The sequence below is a fragment of the Variovorax sp. 350MFTsu5.1 genome, from assembly GCF_048302515.1.
GTDB classification, from domain to species: domain Bacteria; phylum Pseudomonadota; class Gammaproteobacteria; order Burkholderiales; family Burkholderiaceae_C; genus Variovorax; species Variovorax guangxiensis.
Map to the genome: position 1 here is coordinate 1 of NZ_CP157620.1, position 16,233 is coordinate 16,233.

The 16,233-nt window shown below is 67.8% G+C and carries 11 protein-coding genes and 1 pseudogene; 8 read left to right on the plus strand and 4 right to left on the minus strand.

What is annotated here, in order from left to right; genetic code table 11:
* Positions 1 to 29: 29 nt before the first annotated feature.
* The 3 genes and pseudogenes from dnaA to gyrB form a co-directional block, all read left to right on the plus strand.
* Positions 30 to 1,377 (plus strand): annotated as a pseudogene (gene dnaA, locus ABL843_RS00005) (chromosomal replication initiator protein DnaA); the annotation flags it as partial.
* A gap of 99 nt (positions 1,378 to 1,476) precedes the next feature.
* A complete protein-coding gene (gene dnaN / locus ABL843_RS00010; protein ID WP_126020843.1) occupies positions 1,477 to 2,583 on the plus strand; it encodes a DNA polymerase III subunit beta in 1,107 nt (368 codons plus the stop codon).
* Positions 2,584 to 2,719: 136 nt separating this feature from the next.
* Positions 2,720 to 5,326, plus strand: coding sequence for a DNA topoisomerase (ATP-hydrolyzing) subunit B (gene gyrB / locus ABL843_RS00015; protein ID WP_418118566.1), 2,607 nt, complete (start codon positions 2,720 to 2,722; stop codon positions 5,324 to 5,326).
* A gap of 46 nt (positions 5,327 to 5,372) precedes the next feature.
* Here gyrB and ABL843_RS00020 read toward each other — a convergent pair whose 3' ends face one another.
* The 3 genes from ABL843_RS00020 to ABL843_RS00030 are packed head-to-tail and all read right to left on the minus strand — an operon-like array spanning position 5,373 to position 10,333.
* Positions 5,373 to 6,107 (minus strand): amino acid ABC transporter ATP-binding protein, encoded by a 735-nt coding sequence (locus tag ABL843_RS00020; RefSeq protein ID WP_418118567.1) that lies wholly within the window; start codon positions 6,105 to 6,107, stop codon positions 5,373 to 5,375.
* A gap of 24 nt (positions 6,108 to 6,131) precedes the next feature.
* The gene (locus ABL843_RS00025; protein ID WP_418118568.1) at positions 6,132 to 7,379 is read right to left on the minus strand and encodes a M20/M25/M40 family metallo-hydrolase; all 1,248 of its coding nucleotides are present in this window, start codon (positions 7,377 to 7,379) and stop codon (positions 6,132 to 6,134) included.
* Between the two features lie 5 nt (positions 7,380 to 7,384).
* Positions 7,385 to 10,333 carry an FAD-dependent oxidoreductase gene (locus ABL843_RS00030; RefSeq protein ID WP_418118569.1) on the minus strand — a complete coding sequence of 983 codons (2,949 nt, stop codon included), beginning with the start codon at positions 10,331 to 10,333 and terminating at the stop codon, positions 7,385 to 7,387.
* A gap of 108 nt (positions 10,334 to 10,441) precedes the next feature.
* On the opposite strand from ABL843_RS00030, the gene ABL843_RS00035 reads away from it, so the two are divergent.
* From ABL843_RS00035 to ABL843_RS00055, 5 genes are all read left to right on the plus strand, one after another.
* The gene (locus ABL843_RS00035; protein ID WP_418118570.1) at positions 10,442 to 11,338 is read left to right on the plus strand and encodes a dihydrodipicolinate synthase family protein; all 897 of its coding nucleotides are present in this window, start codon (positions 10,442 to 10,444) and stop codon (positions 11,336 to 11,338) included.
* 69 nt (positions 11,339 to 11,407) lie between these two features.
* Positions 11,408 to 12,241: an ABC transporter substrate-binding protein gene (locus ABL843_RS00040; protein ID WP_184639119.1), complete on the plus strand. Its 834-nt coding sequence runs from the start codon at positions 11,408 to 11,410 to the stop codon at positions 12,239 to 12,241.
* Positions 12,242 to 12,293: 52 nt separating this feature from the next.
* Positions 12,294 to 13,016, plus strand: coding sequence for an amino acid ABC transporter permease (locus tag ABL843_RS00045; RefSeq protein WP_418118571.1), 723 nt, complete (start codon positions 12,294 to 12,296; stop codon positions 13,014 to 13,016).
* A 16-nt stretch (positions 13,017 to 13,032) separates the two neighbouring features.
* A complete protein-coding gene (hydA, locus tag ABL843_RS00050) occupies positions 13,033 to 14,487 on the plus strand; it encodes a dihydropyrimidinase (RefSeq protein WP_418118572.1) in 1,455 nt (484 codons plus the stop codon).
* Positions 14,488 to 14,559: 72 nt separating this feature from the next.
* Entirely contained in the window at positions 14,560 to 15,246 is a 687-nt protein-coding gene (locus ABL843_RS00055; RefSeq protein ID WP_418118573.1) for a GntR family transcriptional regulator, read from the plus strand.
* A 33-nt stretch (positions 15,247 to 15,279) separates the two neighbouring features.
* On the opposite strand, the gene ABL843_RS00060 is transcribed toward ABL843_RS00055, so the two are convergent.
* Positions 15,280 to 15,825, minus strand: coding sequence for a hypothetical protein (locus ABL843_RS00060; RefSeq protein WP_418118574.1), 546 nt, complete (start codon positions 15,823 to 15,825; stop codon positions 15,280 to 15,282).
* Positions 15,826 to 16,233: the final 408 nt, after the last annotated feature.

Genomic DNA, 16,233 nt, shown 5'->3' on the forward strand with positions numbered 1-16,233 from the left:
ATGTCGACTGACGGCATCGGCGAAAGCCTCTGGCAGGCCTGCGTCGACCAGCTCGCGCAGGAGTTGTCCGAGCAGCAGTTCAACACCTGGATCAAACCCCTGACGGCACAGGTCGCCGACGACCTGTCGCGCATGACCGTGTTCGTCGCCAACCGGTTCAAGCTCGACTGGATCCGTGCCCAGTACGCCGGCAAGATCGCCGCCATGGCGGAGAAGATGTACGGCCAGCCGGTTGCCATCGAGTTAGCGCTTGCTCCTCGCGAAATCCCCGTGCGTGCTGCACCCGTGGCCGTCATGACCGAAACGGACGTGCCGCGCGACGTGGCTGGCCCGGGCGAGGAGCCGGCCGCCGCCGGCTTCAAGAACCGCCTGAATTCCGGCCTCACCTTCGACACCCTGGTCGAGGGCACGGCCAACCGCATGGCGCGCGCCGCGGCGATGCACGTGGCCGGCATGCCGGGTCACCTGTACAACCCTCTTTTCATCTATGGCGGCGTCGGCCTGGGCAAGACCCACCTGATGCATGCTGTGGGTAACCGACTGCTGGCCGACAAGCCGGACTCCAAAGTTCTCTACATCCACGCCGAGCAATTTGTGTCGGATGTGGTCAAGGCGTATCAGCGCAAGACCTTCGATGAGTTCAAGGAGCGCTACCACTCGCTCGACCTGCTGCTGATCGACGATGTGCAGTTCTTCGCCAACAAGGACCGAACGCAGGAAGAATTCTTCAATGCGTTCGAGGCCCTGCTGGCCAAGAAGTCGCACATCGTGATGACCAGCGACACCTATCCGAAGGGCCTCGCGGACATCCACGAGCGCCTGGTTTCGCGCTTCGACTCCGGCCTCACGGTCGCCATCGAGCCGCCCGAGCTCGAGATGCGCGTGGCCATCCTGATCAACAAGGCGCGCGCCGAATCGGCCGAAATGCCGGAAGAAGTCGCCTTCTTCGTCGCCAAGAACGTGCGCTCCAACGTGCGCGAGCTCGAGGGCGCGCTGCGCAAGATCCTCGCCTACTCGCGCTTCAACCAGAAGGAGATCTCGATCGCCCTGGCGCGCGAGGCGCTGCGCGACCTGCTGTCGATCCAGAACCGGCAGATCTCCGTCGAGAATATCCAGAAGACGGTGGCCGACTACTACAAGATCAAGGTCGCCGACATGTACAGCAAGAAACGCCCGGCCAGCATCGCGCGGCCGCGGCAGATCGCGATGTACCTGGCCAAGGAGCTCACGCAGAAGAGCCTGCCGGAAATCGGCGAGCTGTTCGGCGGGCGCGATCACACGACGGTGCTGCACGCGGTGCGCAAGATCTCGGGCGAGCGCCAGCAGCTCACCGAGCTCAACCAGCAGCTCCACGTGCTCGAACAGACCCTCAAGGGCTGACCGGAAAGAAATCGGATGTCGTCCAGGAAGCTCCCCGCGACAGCGGAGAATGGCGCCCTGCAAGCTGATTCAAAGAGATAGGAAGAGGAAGAAGACATGATCGTTTTGAAGGCAACCCAGGACAAGGTCCTCGCCGCGCTGCAGTCGGTGGCGGGCATCGTGGAGCGGCGTCACACCTTGCCGATCCTGGCGAACGTGCTGATCCGCAAGACCGGCGGCCAGCTGCAGCTGACCACCAGCGACCTCGAGATCCAGATCCGCACCACCGCCGAGCTCGGCGGCGATGAAGGCAACTTCACCACCACCATCGGCGCGCGCAAGCTGATCGACATCCTGCGCACCATGCCGGCCGACCAGACCGTGAGCCTCGAATCGAGCGCGAGCAAGCTGGTGCTCAAGGGCGGCAAGAGCCGCTTCACGCTGCAGTCGCTTCCGGCGGAAGACTTCCCGCTGGTGCAGGAAGCCGCCAACTTCGGCCCCGTGTTCAGCGTGCCGCAGAAGACGCTCAAGGACCTGCTCTCGCAGGTTTCGTTCGCGATGGCCGTGCACGACATCCGCTACTACCTCAACGGCATCCTCTTCGTGGCCGAGGGCAAGCAGCTGAGCCTGGTCGCCACCGACGGCCACCGCCTGGCCTTCTCGTCCGCCACGCTCGACGTGGAAGTGCCGCGCCAGGAAGTGATCCTGCCGCGCAAGACCGTGCTCGAAATGCAGCGCCTGCTGTCCGACGCCGAAGGCGCCATCGAGATGCAGTTCGCGAACAACCAGGCCAAGTTCAGCTTCGGCGGCATGGAGTTCGTCACCAAGCTGGTCGAGGGCAAGTTCCCCGACTACAACCGCGTCATCCCGAAGAACCACAAAAACACCGTCACGCTGGGCCGCGCGCCGCTGCTGGCCAGCCTGCAGCGCACCGCCATCCTGACCAGCGAGAAGTTCAAGGGCGTGCGCCTGAACATCGAGCCGGGCACGCTGCGCATCGCGTCGAACAACGCCGAGCAGGAAGAAGCACAGGACGAGCTCGACATCGACTACGGCGGCGACACCATCGAGATCGGCTTCAACGTGACCTACCTGATCGACGCGCTGTCGAACATGGACCAGGACATGGTCAAGATCGACCTGGCCGACTCCAACAGTTCGGCGCTGCTGACCATTCCCGAGAACGCATCCTTCAAATACGTCGTGATGCCGATGCGCATCTAGCAGACAGAAACCACGGCGCCTTGCGCACACGACCCGCGGCCTTCCGCGGGTTTGCGCTTTCAAGAGGCGGCGAATTGAGCTTTTGAGAGCCCGAAAAATCACGCGCGAATGCCGTGAGAGACTGAGGAATATCCGAATGAGTGCTGAAGAAAACAAGCCCGACGTGCCGCACACCGAGCCCGTCTACATCCCCGAGATCGAAACCGTGGCCGCCGACACCAGCTATGGCGAAGGCTCGATCACGATCCTCGAAGGGCTTGAGGCCGTGCGCAAGCGCCCCGGCATGTACATCGGCGACACCTCGGACGGTACCGGGCTGCACCACCTCGTCTTCGAGGTGGTCGACAACTCCATCGACGAGGCGCTGGCCGGCCACTGCGACGACATCGTCGTGACCATCCACACCGACAACTCGATCTCCGTCACCGACAACGGCCGCGGCATTCCCACCGGCGTGAAGATGGACGACAAGCACGAGCCCAAGCGTTCGGCCGCCGAGATCGCGCTGACCGAGCTGCACGCCGGCGGCAAGTTCAACCAGAACAGCTACAAGGTCTCGGGCGGCCTGCACGGCGTGGGCGTGAGCTGCGTGAACGCGCTGAGCACCATGCTGCGCCTGGTGGTGCGCCGCGAGGGCAAGATCCACGAGCTCGAATTCAGCCGCGGCTTCGTGCAGAACCGCCTGCTGGAGACGGTGAACGGCGTCGAGGTCTCGCCCATGAAGATCATCGGCGACACCGACAAGCGCGGCACCGAGGTGCACTTCCTGCCCGACACCGAGATCTTCAAGGAGAACTCGGACTTCCACTACGAGATCCTCAGCAAGCGCCTGCGCGAACTGAGCTTCCTGAACAACGGCGTGCGCATCCGCCTGAAGGACGAGCGCACCGGCAAGGAAGACGACTTCTCTGGTGCCGGCGGCGTGCGCGGCTTCGTCGAGTTCATCAACAAGGGCAAGACCGTCCTGCACCCGAACTCGTTCTACGCCGAGGGCGAGCGCCCGGCCGACACCTACGGCGGCATTCCCGGCACGCACATCGGCGTCGAAGTGGCGATGCAGTGGAACAGCGGCTACAACGAGCAGGTGCTGTGCTTCACCAACAACATCCCGCAGCGCGACGGCGGCACCCACCTCACGGGCCTGCGCGCAGCGATGACGCGCGTCATCAACAAGTACATCGAGGAGAACGAGCTGGCCAAGAAGGCCAAGGTCGAAGTCACCGGCGACGACATGCGCGAAGGCCTTTGCTGCGTGCTGAGCGTGAAGGTGCCCGAGCCCAAGTTCTCCAGCCAGACCAAGGACAAGCTGGTGTCCAGCGAAGTGCGCGCGCCGGTGGAAGACATCGTCGGCCGCCTGCTGACCGACTACCTGCAGGAACGCCCGAACGACGCCAAGATCATCTGCGGCAAGATCATCGAGGCCGCCAAGGCCCGCGAAGCCGCACGCAAGGCCCGCGAAATGACGCGCCGCAAGGGCGTGCTCGACGGCATGGGCCTGCCAGGCAAGCTGGCCGACTGCCAGGAGAAGGATCCGGCGCTGTGCGAGGTCTACCTGGTGGAGGGCGACTCCGCCGGCGGCTCCGCCAAGCAGGGCCGCGACCGGAAGTTCCAGGCCATCCTGCCGCTGCGCGGCAAGATCCTGAACGTCGAGAAGGCACGCTACGAGAAGCTGCTGACCAGCAATGAAATTCTCACCATGATCACCGCGCTGGGCACCGGCATCGGCCGCGCCGGCGCGAGCACGCCGGGCGGCGGCGCCGACGACTTCAACGTCGCCAAGCTGCGCTACCACCGCATCATCATCATGACCGACGCCGACGTCGACGGCGCCCACATCCGCACGCTGCTGCTGACCTTCTTCTACCGGCAGATGCCGGAGCTGGTCGAGCGCGGCCACATCTACATCGCGCAGCCGCCGCTGTACAAGGTCAAGGTCGGCAAGGAAGAGCAGTACCTGAAGGACGGCCCCGCGCTCGACGCCTTCCTGCTGAAGGTGGCGCTGAAGGACGCGCGCATCGAGACCGGCGGCGCCAGCTCGACCACGCTCAGCGGCGACACCCTGGCCGAACTGGCGCGCAAGCACCAGGTGGCCGAGGCCGTCATCGCGCGCCTGCGCAACTTCATGGACGCCGAAGCGCTGCGCGCCATCGCCGACGGCGTGGCGCTCGACCTCGACACCACGCCCGCCGCCGAGGCCTCGGCCGTCGCGCTGCAGGCCAAGCTGCGCGAGCTCAACACGACCGGCGTGCCGGCCGAGGTGAGCAGCGAGTTCGACGCCCGCACCGACAAGCCCCTGCTGCGCATCAGCCGCCGCCACCACGGCAACGTCAAGAGCAGCGTGCTCACCCAGGACTTCGTGCACGGCGCCGACTACGCCGCGCTCGCCGAAGCCGCCAACACCTTCCGCGGCCTGCTGAGCCCCGAGGGCGCGGTGGTCAAGCGCGGCGAGGGCGACCGTACCAAGGAAGAAAAGGTCGACGACTTCCGCCAGGCCATGAAGTGGCTCATCGGCGAAGCCGAACGCGCCACCTCGCGCCAGCGCTACAAGGGCCTGGGCGAGATGAACCCAGAGCAGCTGTGGGAAACCACCATGGACCCGAACGTGCGCCGCCTGCTGAAGGTGCAGATCGACGACGCGATCGAGGCCGACCGCGTGTTCACGATGCTGATGGGCGACGAAGTGGAACCGCGCCGGGAGTTCATCGAGCAGAACGCGCTGCGGGCGGCGAACATCGACGTCTGATTCTTCTTCCCGGCCCTGGGGCCGCGCTCCATCGGAGCGCCCGGCCTCAGTGCTGCAGGATCTTCGAAAGAAACTGCCGCGCCCGATCCGACCGCCCGTCAGGGTTGCCGAAGAACTCATCCTTCGCGCAGTCTTCGACGATGCGGCCGCGGTCCATGAAGATCACGCGGTTCGCGACCTTGCGGGCGAAGCCCATCTCATGGGTGACGCACATCATGGTCATGCCTTCGCGGGCGAGTTCGACCATCACGTCGAGCACCTCGTTGACCATCTCGGGGTCGAGCGCGGAGGTGGGCTCGTCGAAGAGCATGGCGACCGGGTTCATCGCCAGCGCGCGGGCGATGGCCACGCGCTGCTGCTGGCCGCCGGAGAGCTGGCTCGGAAACTTGTGCGCGTGGGCGCGCATGCCCACGCGCTGCAGCAGCGCCATCGATGCGGTGCGGGCCTCCGAAGCAGAGCGCTTGAGCACCTTGACCTGCGCGATCGAGAGGTTGTCTTCGATCGAGAGGTGGGGAAACAGCTCGAAGTGCTGGAACACCATGCCCACGCGGGCGCGCAGCTTGTTGAGGTCGGTCTTCGGGTCGCCCACCGACACGCCGTCGATGGTGATGCGGCCGCGCTGGAAGGGCTCCAGCGCGTTGACGCACTTGATGAGGGTGGACTTGCCCGAGCCCGAAGGCCCGCAGACCACCACGACCTCGCCCTTGCGGACCTGGGTGGTGCAGTCGGTCAGCACCTGGAAGGCGCCGTAGCTCTTGTCGACGTGGCTGATTTCGATCATGTCGTGTCTCCGGTGAGATGAAATTCAGCGCGCGAGCAGCCGGTGCAGGGTGTTGGCGACCACGCGCGTGGCCTTGTGCAGTTCGTCCAGCGGCACGCGCTCGTCGGCGCGGTGGCCGTTGGCTTCGAGCAGCGACTCGGGGCCGGCGCCGTACATCACGGTGGGGATGCCGGCCTCGCTGTAGAGGCGCGCGTCGGTGTACAGCGGCACGCCGATCGGCGTGACCGGCTTGCCCATGACTTCGCTGGCCTCGCGGCACACGAGCGCGGCGAACTCATCGGCGCCGGGTGCGGGCGCGAAGGGGCGGGCCAGCAGGATCTGGCGGATCTCCACCGAGATGCCGGGCAGCGGCCGGCAGGCGGCTTCGATCACCTCGCGCAGCTCGGCCTCGACGGCTTCGGGCGACTCCTCGGGCACGATGCGCCGGTCGATACGCAGGCTCAGCACGTCGGACACCACGTTGGTGTTGATGCCGCCGTCGATGAGGCCCACGACCATCGTGGGATGGGTGATGCCGGGCGTGCGCGATGGGCGGCCGGCGAGGCTGTCTCGATATCGATAGAGCGCGGGCAGCAGCGTGGCCGCGGCTTCGATCGCGTCGTGGCCGGTGTCGGGTCGGGCGGCATGCGCCGAGGTGCCGCGCACGACGACCTCCAGGTGCAGGCAGCCGTTGTGCGCCACGACGACGTGGTGCGAGAACGCGGCGGAGAGCACGAAGTCGGGCTTGCTCAGGCCCTTGGAGAGGATCCAGCCGGGTCCCGTCATGCCGCCGGTTTCCTCGTCGTAGGTCAGGTGAAGCTCGACGCTGCCGGCCAGCGGCGTACCCGAGGCCGCGAGATGCTTGAGCGCGCGCATCGCGAAGGCGTAGGTGGTGAAGTCCGACTTCGACACGGCGGCGCCGCGCCCGTAGAGCCAGCCGTCGCGTACCTCGCCGCCGTAGGGGTCGACGCTCCAGCCTGCGCCGGGCGGCACCACGTCGCCGTGCGCGTTGAGCGCCACCACCGGGCCGTCGCCGAAGCGCTCGCGCACGATCAGGTTGGTCACGCTGCGCATGCCGTGCGTGGCCGCGAACTCGGCCGGCACCTCGTGGCGCTCGACCGTGAAGCCCATGGCCTCGAGCAGCCGGGCGGTGAGCTCGGCGTGCGGGGCGCAGTCGCCGGGCGGGTTGTCGGAGGGGCAGCGCACGAGCTCGGCGAGGGTGCGGACCTGCTCGTCGAAGTGCGCGTCGATGTAGTCGCGCAGCGTGTCGCGCGGGGATGCGTTTTCGGTCATGGCGGTCAGAGGAAGCGGTCGATGAGGAAGGGGCTGATGTCGATGTCGGTGCGGCCGCGCACGATGAGGTCGGTGACCAGCCGCGCGGTGACGGGGGCGAGCGTGTAGCCGTTGGAAGTGACGGCGTTGTAGAAGCCGGGGCGGCCCGGCACTTCGCCGAGGATGGGCGCGCCGTCGATGTTCACGTTCATGCCGGCCCAGCAGCGCACCATGTGCAGCCCGCGCACGGCTGGCAGCACGTGGCCGGCCACCCAGAGATTGCCTTCGATGCTCTCGCGCTCGGCGCGGTTCAGGCGCATGCCTTCGTTGAAGGCGGCCGTCCAGCCGCCACCGACGATGAGGGCGCCGCTGGCGGCCTGCTTCAGGCTCAGGTGCCGGTCGGCATGCGCAACGAGGTGGTTGACCAGCGGCGGCGCGGGCTCGGTCACGATCATCTGCAGCGGCGCGCCCTTGACGGGGATGTCGATGCCCAGCATGCGGCCGACGGCGCTCGACCAGGCACCGCTCGCGTTCACGACGCGCCCGGCGTGGATGCTGCCGCGCGAGGTGCGCACGATGAAGCCGGCGCCTTCGCCCGGCAGCGCCTCGATGGACTGCACGTCGCAGCCGCGCAGCATGCGCGCACCCTGCTGCTGCGCGCGCCGGGCGACGGCGTAGGTGGCGCGCAGCGGGTTGATCTTGCCTTCCATGGGGCAGAGCTCCGCGCCCAGCAGCTGCCCGGAGAGCGCGGGCGAGAGTCGCCGCAGCTCGGCGCCGTCGATCACCTGCGCGTCGATGCCGTGGCTGCGCTCCAGCGCGGCCTTGGCTTCGAGAAAACGCATGCCGGCTTCGCTGTCGGCCACCATGAGGCCGCCGGTGATCTTGATCTCGAGGTCCTCCCCGCAGTCGGCCTCGATCTCCTGCCACAGGCGCACCGACATCGGCCCGAGCGGCAGCGTGGCCGCGGCCGGGCCACCGCCTTCCTGCGCCTTGGCACCGAAGTCGAACGAAAGAAGCTGCACGTGCAGGCTGCCGGCGTTGGCGCCGGAGGCCTGGAGGTTGATGTCGTCGCGGTCGACCACCGTCACGTCCTGGCCGGCCTTCGAGAGGTAGTAGCCCAGGCAGGAACCGAGCACGCCGGCGCCGATCACCAGCACGTCGGTGCGCAGCGTGCCATCGAAGGGCGCCTGTTCCACCGGCCTCGCGAGGTTGGGCGTGATGGCGGGCTTGTGGCCGCCCCATTCGGGTTTCTCGAAGCCGAGCGCGCCGGCCGGCACCGGCTTGGCGGGCGGACGCGGGGCGAAGTACTGCTCGACCTGCGGCGGCCGGCCGGTCATCTCGGCCAGCAGGCGGCCGGCGGTAACGCCGCAGTAACGCGCCTGGCAGCGGCCCATGCCGAGACGGGTGTTGCGCTTGAGCGCGGCCAACGTGTCGCTGCCGGCGCGGATCTGCTCGCGTACCGAGCCGAAGGTGATCTCCTCGCAGCGGCACAACAGGGTTTCGTCGGGCACCGCCGCGAGGGTGACGGGCGGCGGCGCGTAGATCGACCACAGCGCCTGCTGGAAGCATTCGGCGCGATGCAGTTTTTCAGCGGCCCCGTCGGGCTCGGGCGCCTTCAGGCCGAGGTTGCGTGCGACTGCAGCGCCCGCCAGCGTGCCGCGCGCGAGCGCGACACGGGAGCCGCCGAGGTCGGCGCCGTCGCCCACCACGTACACGCCGGGCAGGCTGGTGGCGCCGTCTTCCTGGGTGACGGTTGCCAGGTAGCCGAGATGGCGGGGCGCGAGGCGGTGCTCGCAGCCCAGCATGCGCGCGAGTTCGGTGGAGGGAATGAAGCCGTAGCCGAGGCAGAGCGTGTCTGCTTCGAGGCGGCGTTCCGTCGCGGGCATGGCCTGGCCCTGGGCGTCGATCTGCGCGACCTGCACAGCGTGCAAGCCGGTGGAGCCTTCGGCGGAGACGACGGCGTGCTCCCACAGCACTGGCACCTTGCGGGCGCGCAGTTTTCGCAGATAGCGCCAGCCGTCGAGCAACAGGTCGGGGGCCGTGCGCGCCGCGCTCAGCAGATGACGCCATTGCCGCAGCGAAGGGCGCGGCGCCGACTCCAGCACGGCGACTACTTCGGCGCCGCCCGCGAGCAGCTCCGCGGCGAGCTGCAGGTTCAGCGGCCCGTTGCCGGCGATCACGACGCGGCGCCCGGGCGCGACGCGGTAGGCGCGCGCCAGCGTCTGGCCGGCGCCGGTGGTCATCACGCCGGGGAGGGTCCAGCCGGGGAAAGGCACGGGGCGCTCGTAGGCGCCGGGGGCGATGACGAGTTGCCGGCAGCTGATCACGCAAGCGCGACCGTCGATGAGCGCGGCGACTTCGTGTGCAGAGAAGGCCGCCCAGACCTGTGCGCCCTGGACGATGACGACGCCGGCAGCGCGGACATCGTTTTCCAGCGCGAGGCCCTGCGCGAACTGGCGGTCCGCAGGGGAGGGCGCCGCATGCGAAGGCGCGAGCGGCTTGTAGAACTGGCCGCCGGACTGCGGGCGCTCGTCGAGCACCAGCACGTCGGCACCGGCGCGGCGCGCGGCGAGCGCGGCGGAAAGGCCGGCCGGACCCGCGCCGACGACGAGCACGTCGACCTGCCGGCGCTCGGGTTCGGCGCCGGGCTGCGGGGTGAGCGGCTGCAGCGGATCGTCGTGCGTGCCGGCGGGCTGGGTCGAACGCACCTGCTGGCCGTCGGCCACTTTGGTCAGGCAGGCGCGCTGGCTGGCCTGGCCGTCGACGGTGACGAGGCAGTCGAAGCACGCGCCCATGCCGCAATAGAGACCCCGGCGCTCGCCGCCGCGGGTGTGGCGCATCGCCTTGATGCCGCCGGCCGCCAGCGCTGCGGCGATGGTTTCGCCTTCCAGGCCCTCGACGGGCTGGCCGTCGTACCAGAAGCGCACGGGGCGCCCGGCCGGGGTGATGGAAGGGTGGGTCAGTCTGGCGCTCATGGTCAGTGCGATGGAAGAACGTCAACTTACGGTTGACGCGCTAAATTGTATACGTATACTCAACGTATACATATACCGAATCGCCCGAATTTTCCCCAAGGACTGCCCATGACAGCGTTCCGCGGCACCTATACGGTGCTCATCACCCCCATGACCGCCGACGGCAAGCACGTGGACGTGCCTGCGCTGAAGAAGCTGGTCGACTGGCAAATCGAGGAAGGCATCCACGGGCTGATCCCCCTGGGGAGCACCGGTGAGTTCCTCTCGCTGACGCCCGACGAGCGCCAGCTGGTGATCGAAACCTGCGTGAGCACTGCTGCAAAACGCGTGCCGGTATTGATCGGCACCGGCGCGGAGTGGACCGACGAGTGCGTGCGGCTGAGCCGCGAGGCCGAGAGCATGGGCGCCGACGGCGTCATGATCATTCCGCCCTTCTACAGCACGCCCACCGACGACGAGCTGTTCGAGCACTACCGCAAGGTGGGCGAGGCGATCGGCATTCCCATCATGGTCTACAACAACCCGGCCACCGCCAACGTCGACCTCAAGCCCGAGCTGGTGGCGCGCCTCTCGCGCATCGACAACTGCAAGTACATCAAGGAGTCGACGCTCGAAGTCACCCGCGTGCGCGACATCATCGAGCTGTGCGGCGACCGCATGACCGTGTTCGCCGGCATCCTGGGCTACGAGTCGTTCTGGCTCGGCGCACAGGGCTGGGTGGCCGTGTGCTCCAACCTCATTCCGAAGATGTCGGCGCGCCTTTTCGAGCTGGTGGCCGACGAGCGCGACATGCCCGCGGCACTCGAGCTCTACAGGAAGATGCTGCCGATCGTGCGCTGGGTCGGCGGCCATCGCTATGTGGCGGCCTCCAAGGACGGCCTGTCGATGATGGGCCTGCCCGTCGGCAAGCCCCGCGCCCCGCGCCTGCCGCTGCCCGATGCCGATGCGGCCGACCTGCGCCGCGAACTCGCGCGCCTCGAACTGCTGGACTCGATCCGCACCTGACGCGGCCAGCCCCGTTCCGCTTTCCCTTTCCCACCTCGTCGCCTCGATCCCTTCCTCAAGGACCACACCATGAAACTGCTCCCCGCTCTCGCGTCGGCAACGGCACTCTTCATCTCCTTCGCTGGCGCCGCGAACGCGCAGCAGGCCTGCAAGTCGCCGGTGCCCGACTCGGCCCTCGTCAAGAAGGGCACGCTGACCATGTCGGTCAACCCGACGCTGCCGCCGATGCAGTTCGTCGACCAGTCCGGCGCGCTCAAGGGCATGCGCGTGGAACTGGGCGAGCAGATCGCCAAGCGCCTGTGCCTCACGCCCGAGTACGTGCGCATCGAGTTCTCGGCCATGATCCCCGGCCTGCAGGCCGGCCGCTGGGACGTGATCAACACCGGCATCTTCTTCACCGAGGAGCGCGCCAAGCTGATGCAGATGCTGGTCTACGAAGACCAGGCCATCAGCATCAGCGCCGCCAAGGGCAATCCGCTGAAGATCGCCAAGCCGGAAGACCTCTCGGGCAAGAGCATCGGCGTGGAGATCGGCGGCTTCGAGGAGCGCAAGGCGCGCGAGCTCGACAAGCAGCTCACCGACAAGGGCATGAAGGGCATGACCATCCGCACCTTCGAGAACTTCGCGATGGCCTTCCAGGCGCTGCGCGCGGGGCAGGTGGAGGTGGCGCTGTCCATCGACTCGACCGGGGCCGAATACCAGAAGCGCGGCGACTTCGAGCGCGTGCTCAACGGCCTGTTCCCCACGCCGGTGGCGCTGGCCGCGCGCAACAAGGAGCTGGCCGCCGCGATGGCCAAGGTCATGAACGACATGAAGGCCGACGGCAGCTTCCAGAAGCTGTTCGACCAGTACGGCGTCAAGGCCGCCGACGGCGCCGTGACGGTCAAGGGCCCGGCGAGCTGAGGGCGCGCCGCCGTCCGCATCGCCATAGAGCAAGCAAGCGAAGGAAACTTCCATGGGACAAGGCTGGAGCTGGTCGGGCTTCTTCGACTACCTGTTCAATCCGTACATCCTCAGCGGCGCGGTGACCACGCTGTGGCTCACGCTCGCGGCGATCGCGGGCGGGCTGGTGGTGGGCTGCGCGCTGGCCCTGGCCCGCCTGTCCAGCCACCGCTGGCTGTCGGCGCCGGCGCACTTCTACATCTGGGTGTTCCGCGGCACGCCGCTGCTGGTGCAGCTCATCATCATCTTCACCGGGCTGCCGCAGCTGGGGCTGAAGCTATCGGTGATCGAGTCGGCGCTGCTGGGCCTCATCCTCAACGAGGCGGCCTACCTTGCGGAGATCGTGCGCGGCGGCATCCAGTCGATTCCCGCCGGGCAGACCAACGCCGCGCGCGCCGTGGGCTTCAGCAGCGCGCAGACCATGCGCTACATCGTGCTGCCGCAGGCCATGCGCCTGATCGTGCCCACGCTGGGCAACAGCATCAACGGGCTGCTCAAGACCACCTCCATCACCTCGGTGATCTCGATGGAGGAGCTGCTGCGCCGCACGCAGGTGCTGATCCAGGAGAAGTTCATGGTGCTGGAGCTCTTCATCGTCGCGGCCATCTACTACCTGCTCATGACCACCGCCTGGGACTTCATCCAGCGCCGCATCGAGCGCCACTACGGCCGCGCTTACGGCAGTGCCGCCGATGCGCCGATCGTGCCCGCAGAGCCCGCGCTCGAACAGCGCTAGAAGGAACCCGAGCCCCATGAGCACCTACGACCTGATCCTGCGCAACGCGGACATCGCCACCGCCGGCGACCGCTACACCGCCGACATCGGCGTGCGCGACGGGCGCGTCTGCGCCATCGCGCAGGGGCTCGACGCCAGCGCCACGCGCGAGATCGACGCGCGCGGCCGGCTGGTCACGCCCGGCGGCGTCGACGGCCACTGCCACTTCGACCAGCCCACCAGCGACGGCTCGCGCTTCGCGGACGACTTCCTCTCCGGCACACGCTCGGCGGCATGCGGCGGCACCACCACCGTGCTGCCCTTCGCCGCGCAGCAGAAGGGCCGCAGCGTGCAGGAGGCGGTGGACGACTACCACCGCCGCGCCGAGGGCAAGGCGGTGATCGACTACGCCTTCCACCTCATCGTGGCCGACGCCACGCGCGACGTGACGCAGCGCGAGCTGCCCGCCTTGATCGAGAAGGGCTACACCTCCTTCAAGATCTACATGACCTACGACGACCTGAAGCTGGACGACCGCCAGATCATCGAGGTGCTGGCCACCGCGCGCCGCCACGGCGCGATGACGATGATCCACGCCGAGAACAGCGACTGCATCGCCTGGCTCACCGAGCAGTTGCTCGACGCGGGCCTCACCGCGCCGCGCTACCACTCCAGCTCGCGGCCGATGGCGGTGGAGCGCGAGGCGACGCACCGCGCCATCGCGCTGGCGGAACTGGTCGACACGCCGATCCTGATCGTCCACGTCTCGGGCCGCGAGGCCGTCGAGCAGATCCACTGGGCGCGCGGGCGCGGGCTGCCCATCCATGCCGAGACCTGCCCGCAGTACCTGTTCCTGAGCGCCGAGGACCTGGGCATCGACCCCGACGACCCGATGCACGGCGCGCGCTGCATCTGCAGCCCGCCGCCGCGCGACAAGGCGAACCAGCAGTTCATCTGGAACGGCCTGTCGAGCGGGCTCTTCACCATCTTCTCGTCCGACCATGCGCCCTTCAACATGAGCGGCAGCGACGGCAAGCGCGTGGCCGGCGACGACGCCTCCTTCGACCGCATCCCCAACGGCATTCCCGGCGTCGAAACCCGCCTGCCGCTGCTCATGAGCGAAGGCGTGCTCAAGGGGCGCATCGACATCCACCGCTTCGTCGAGCTCACCGCCACCAACCCGGCGCGCCTGTACGGCCTGTACCCGCGCAAGGGCACCATCGCCGTGGGCAGCGACGCCGACTTCGTGGTGTGGGACATGTTCCCCGAAGGCCAGGAGAAGCTGCTCGCCAACGACATGCTCCACCACGACGCCGACTACACGCCCTACGAGGGCATGCGCCTGCGCGCCTGGCCCGGCCTGACCGTCTCGCGCGGGCGCATCGTGTGGCAGGACGGCGTGTTCCAGGCCGAGCCCGGCTCCGGCCAGTTCCTGCCGTGCCTGCGTCCTCGTGCGCCCAACGACGGCAATCCGCTGGACAAGTGGCTCTGAAAGAATGGCTCTGAGCGCGCCTGGCCGCCCCTGCTAAGCTCACCCGCCCTCGTGGCTTTCGCCCATCCCCGCATGCCCAGCCTTCCCAGCCCCACGCAGCCCGCCACCATCACGATCGCTCCGCTGGAGGTGCGCTCCGCCAGCCTGGCCGAACAGGCCTACGACCGGCTGCGCACCCTGATCCTCGATCGGCAGATCTCGGCCGGCAGCCCGCTGCAGGAGGCGCGGCTGGCGGAAGACCTGCGCATCTCGCGCACGCCCATGCGCGAAGCGCTGGTGAGGCTGGCGGGCGAGGGGCTGCTGGTGCGGCGCGACGCGCGCTCCTACGCCGTGCGAGCGCTCGGCACCAAGGAGTACTTCGACTGCATGCGCGCGCGCGAAGTCATCGAGTGCGAGGCGATCGCGCTGGCGGTGGGCAAGATCACCGACGCGGAGATCGACGCCCTGGAGGCCGACATCGCCACGCTGGGCGGCGGCGAGCACAGCGAGACCGAGCACTGGCACTTCGACGACCGCTTCCACCTGCTGATCGCCAAGGCCAGCGGCAACGTCGTGTTCCCCCGGCTGGTGGAGGAGCTTCGCGTCAACGCACGGCTCTTCCGCCTGCACAGCCCGCTGCACAGGCATTCGGAGAACCACGACGAGCACGGCGAGATCATCGGCGCCCTGCGCGCGCGCGACGCCGAACGCGCGCGCGTGGCCATGCGCGACCACCTGCGCAGCCTGCAGGAAGACGTCAAGCGCGCGCTGATCGAGTAGCCGGATAGCGGCGGGCGCGCGCAGCTTCGTCGATCAATCGCCCTCGAGCTGCGTCTCCAGCTTCTTCGCGACGCCGCTGTAGTGCCGCGCCGAGGCCGCATTCTTCTGTCCGGCATAGTGCGCGCTGACAGCGCGTGCCGCGCGCAGCGCCGTCTCGAAGCCGTCGTGCCGCTCCTGCCATTCGGTGTCGCGCGTGCCGATGTCTCCCCGCACGAACCTGCCCACCTGGAAACCGCCATCGAGGTCGACGGTGCCGATCACCGGAACGCCTTCGCGCAGTTCGCCGTAGAACGCGTGGCCCGCGGTGGTGCCGACGCGGGTGCGGAGCATGCCGAGGCCGGCGGCCTTGCCGCCGGGGCAGGCGCCAATCCAGTAGGTCGGTGCCGTGCCCAGCGAGGAGGGCGCCACGAAGCGGCATCCCGTAGCGGGGTCCTGCGACCACTTCATGCCGCCGCCGCTTTCCTGCCCGACCGCCAGCATCGGTGCCGATGAGAGAACCAGCGCCACGAGCATGGCGGCACCCGGTCCGGTACCTGGATAACTCTTCTTCTTGCGCGAAATGCGGCATTCCAGTTGCATGACATCGTTCCTGTAGAAGCCCGTTGGCCGACCCGCCTGCGGTATGTGGCGGCCCCGAACAGCCGGGGATTCTCCTATGGCTGCGGGCGTCCGGCACCTCTTCCGGCCGCGCAAGGTGCCGGCCCCGGAATTCGGGCCGGTCCATTTAAAAACTGCCAACGAATTCATTAATAAAAAGGCCTCGGGCATTGCCGGAGGCCTTTTTCTTTTTCCCCTACCCGCAGTGCGGCAATCCCTTTGCCGTGGTTGCCCTGCCTGATTTTTTCGAGTGCCCGATTCAAAAACTCCCAACGCTTTCTTTTTTCTACAAATGAATTTCTAAACAGAATTACTACGCCGGCCCGGCCGATTTCCGGGCCCGATCCGCCAACCTGTCCTCCACCTGAACACCTCAGGGGAGACAAGGTG

Excerpts from the sequence above, each read along its gene's own strand:
- dnaN (WP_126020843.1), top strand. The coding sequence starts at position 1,477 with ATGATCGTTTTGAAGGCAACCCAGGACAAGGTCCTCGCCGCGCTGCAG.
- gyrB (WP_418118566.1), top strand. The coding sequence starts at position 2,720 with ATGAGTGCTGAAGAAAACAAGCCCGACGTGCCGCACACCGAGCCCGTC.
- ABL843_RS00020 (WP_418118567.1), bottom strand. The coding sequence starts at position 6,107 with ATGATCGAAATCAGCCACGTCGACAAGAGCTACGGCGCCTTCCAGGTG.
- ABL843_RS00025 (WP_418118568.1), bottom strand. The coding sequence starts at position 7,379 with ATGACCGAAAACGCATCCCCGCGCGACACGCTGCGCGACTACATCGAC.
- ABL843_RS00030 (WP_418118569.1), bottom strand. The coding sequence starts at position 10,333 with ATGAGCGCCAGACTGACCCACCCTTCCATCACCCCGGCCGGGCGCCCC.
- ABL843_RS00035 (WP_418118570.1), top strand. The coding sequence starts at position 10,442 with ATGACAGCGTTCCGCGGCACCTATACGGTGCTCATCACCCCCATGACC.
- ABL843_RS00040 (WP_184639119.1), top strand. The coding sequence starts at position 11,408 with ATGAAACTGCTCCCCGCTCTCGCGTCGGCAACGGCACTCTTCATCTCC.
- ABL843_RS00045 (WP_418118571.1), top strand. The coding sequence starts at position 12,294 with ATGGGACAAGGCTGGAGCTGGTCGGGCTTCTTCGACTACCTGTTCAAT.
- hydA (WP_418118572.1), top strand. The coding sequence starts at position 13,033 with ATGAGCACCTACGACCTGATCCTGCGCAACGCGGACATCGCCACCGCC.
- ABL843_RS00055 (WP_418118573.1), top strand. The coding sequence starts at position 14,560 with ATGCCCAGCCTTCCCAGCCCCACGCAGCCCGCCACCATCACGATCGCT.
- ABL843_RS00060 (WP_418118574.1), bottom strand. The coding sequence starts at position 15,825 with ATGCAACTGGAATGCCGCATTTCGCGCAAGAAGAAGAGTTATCCAGGT.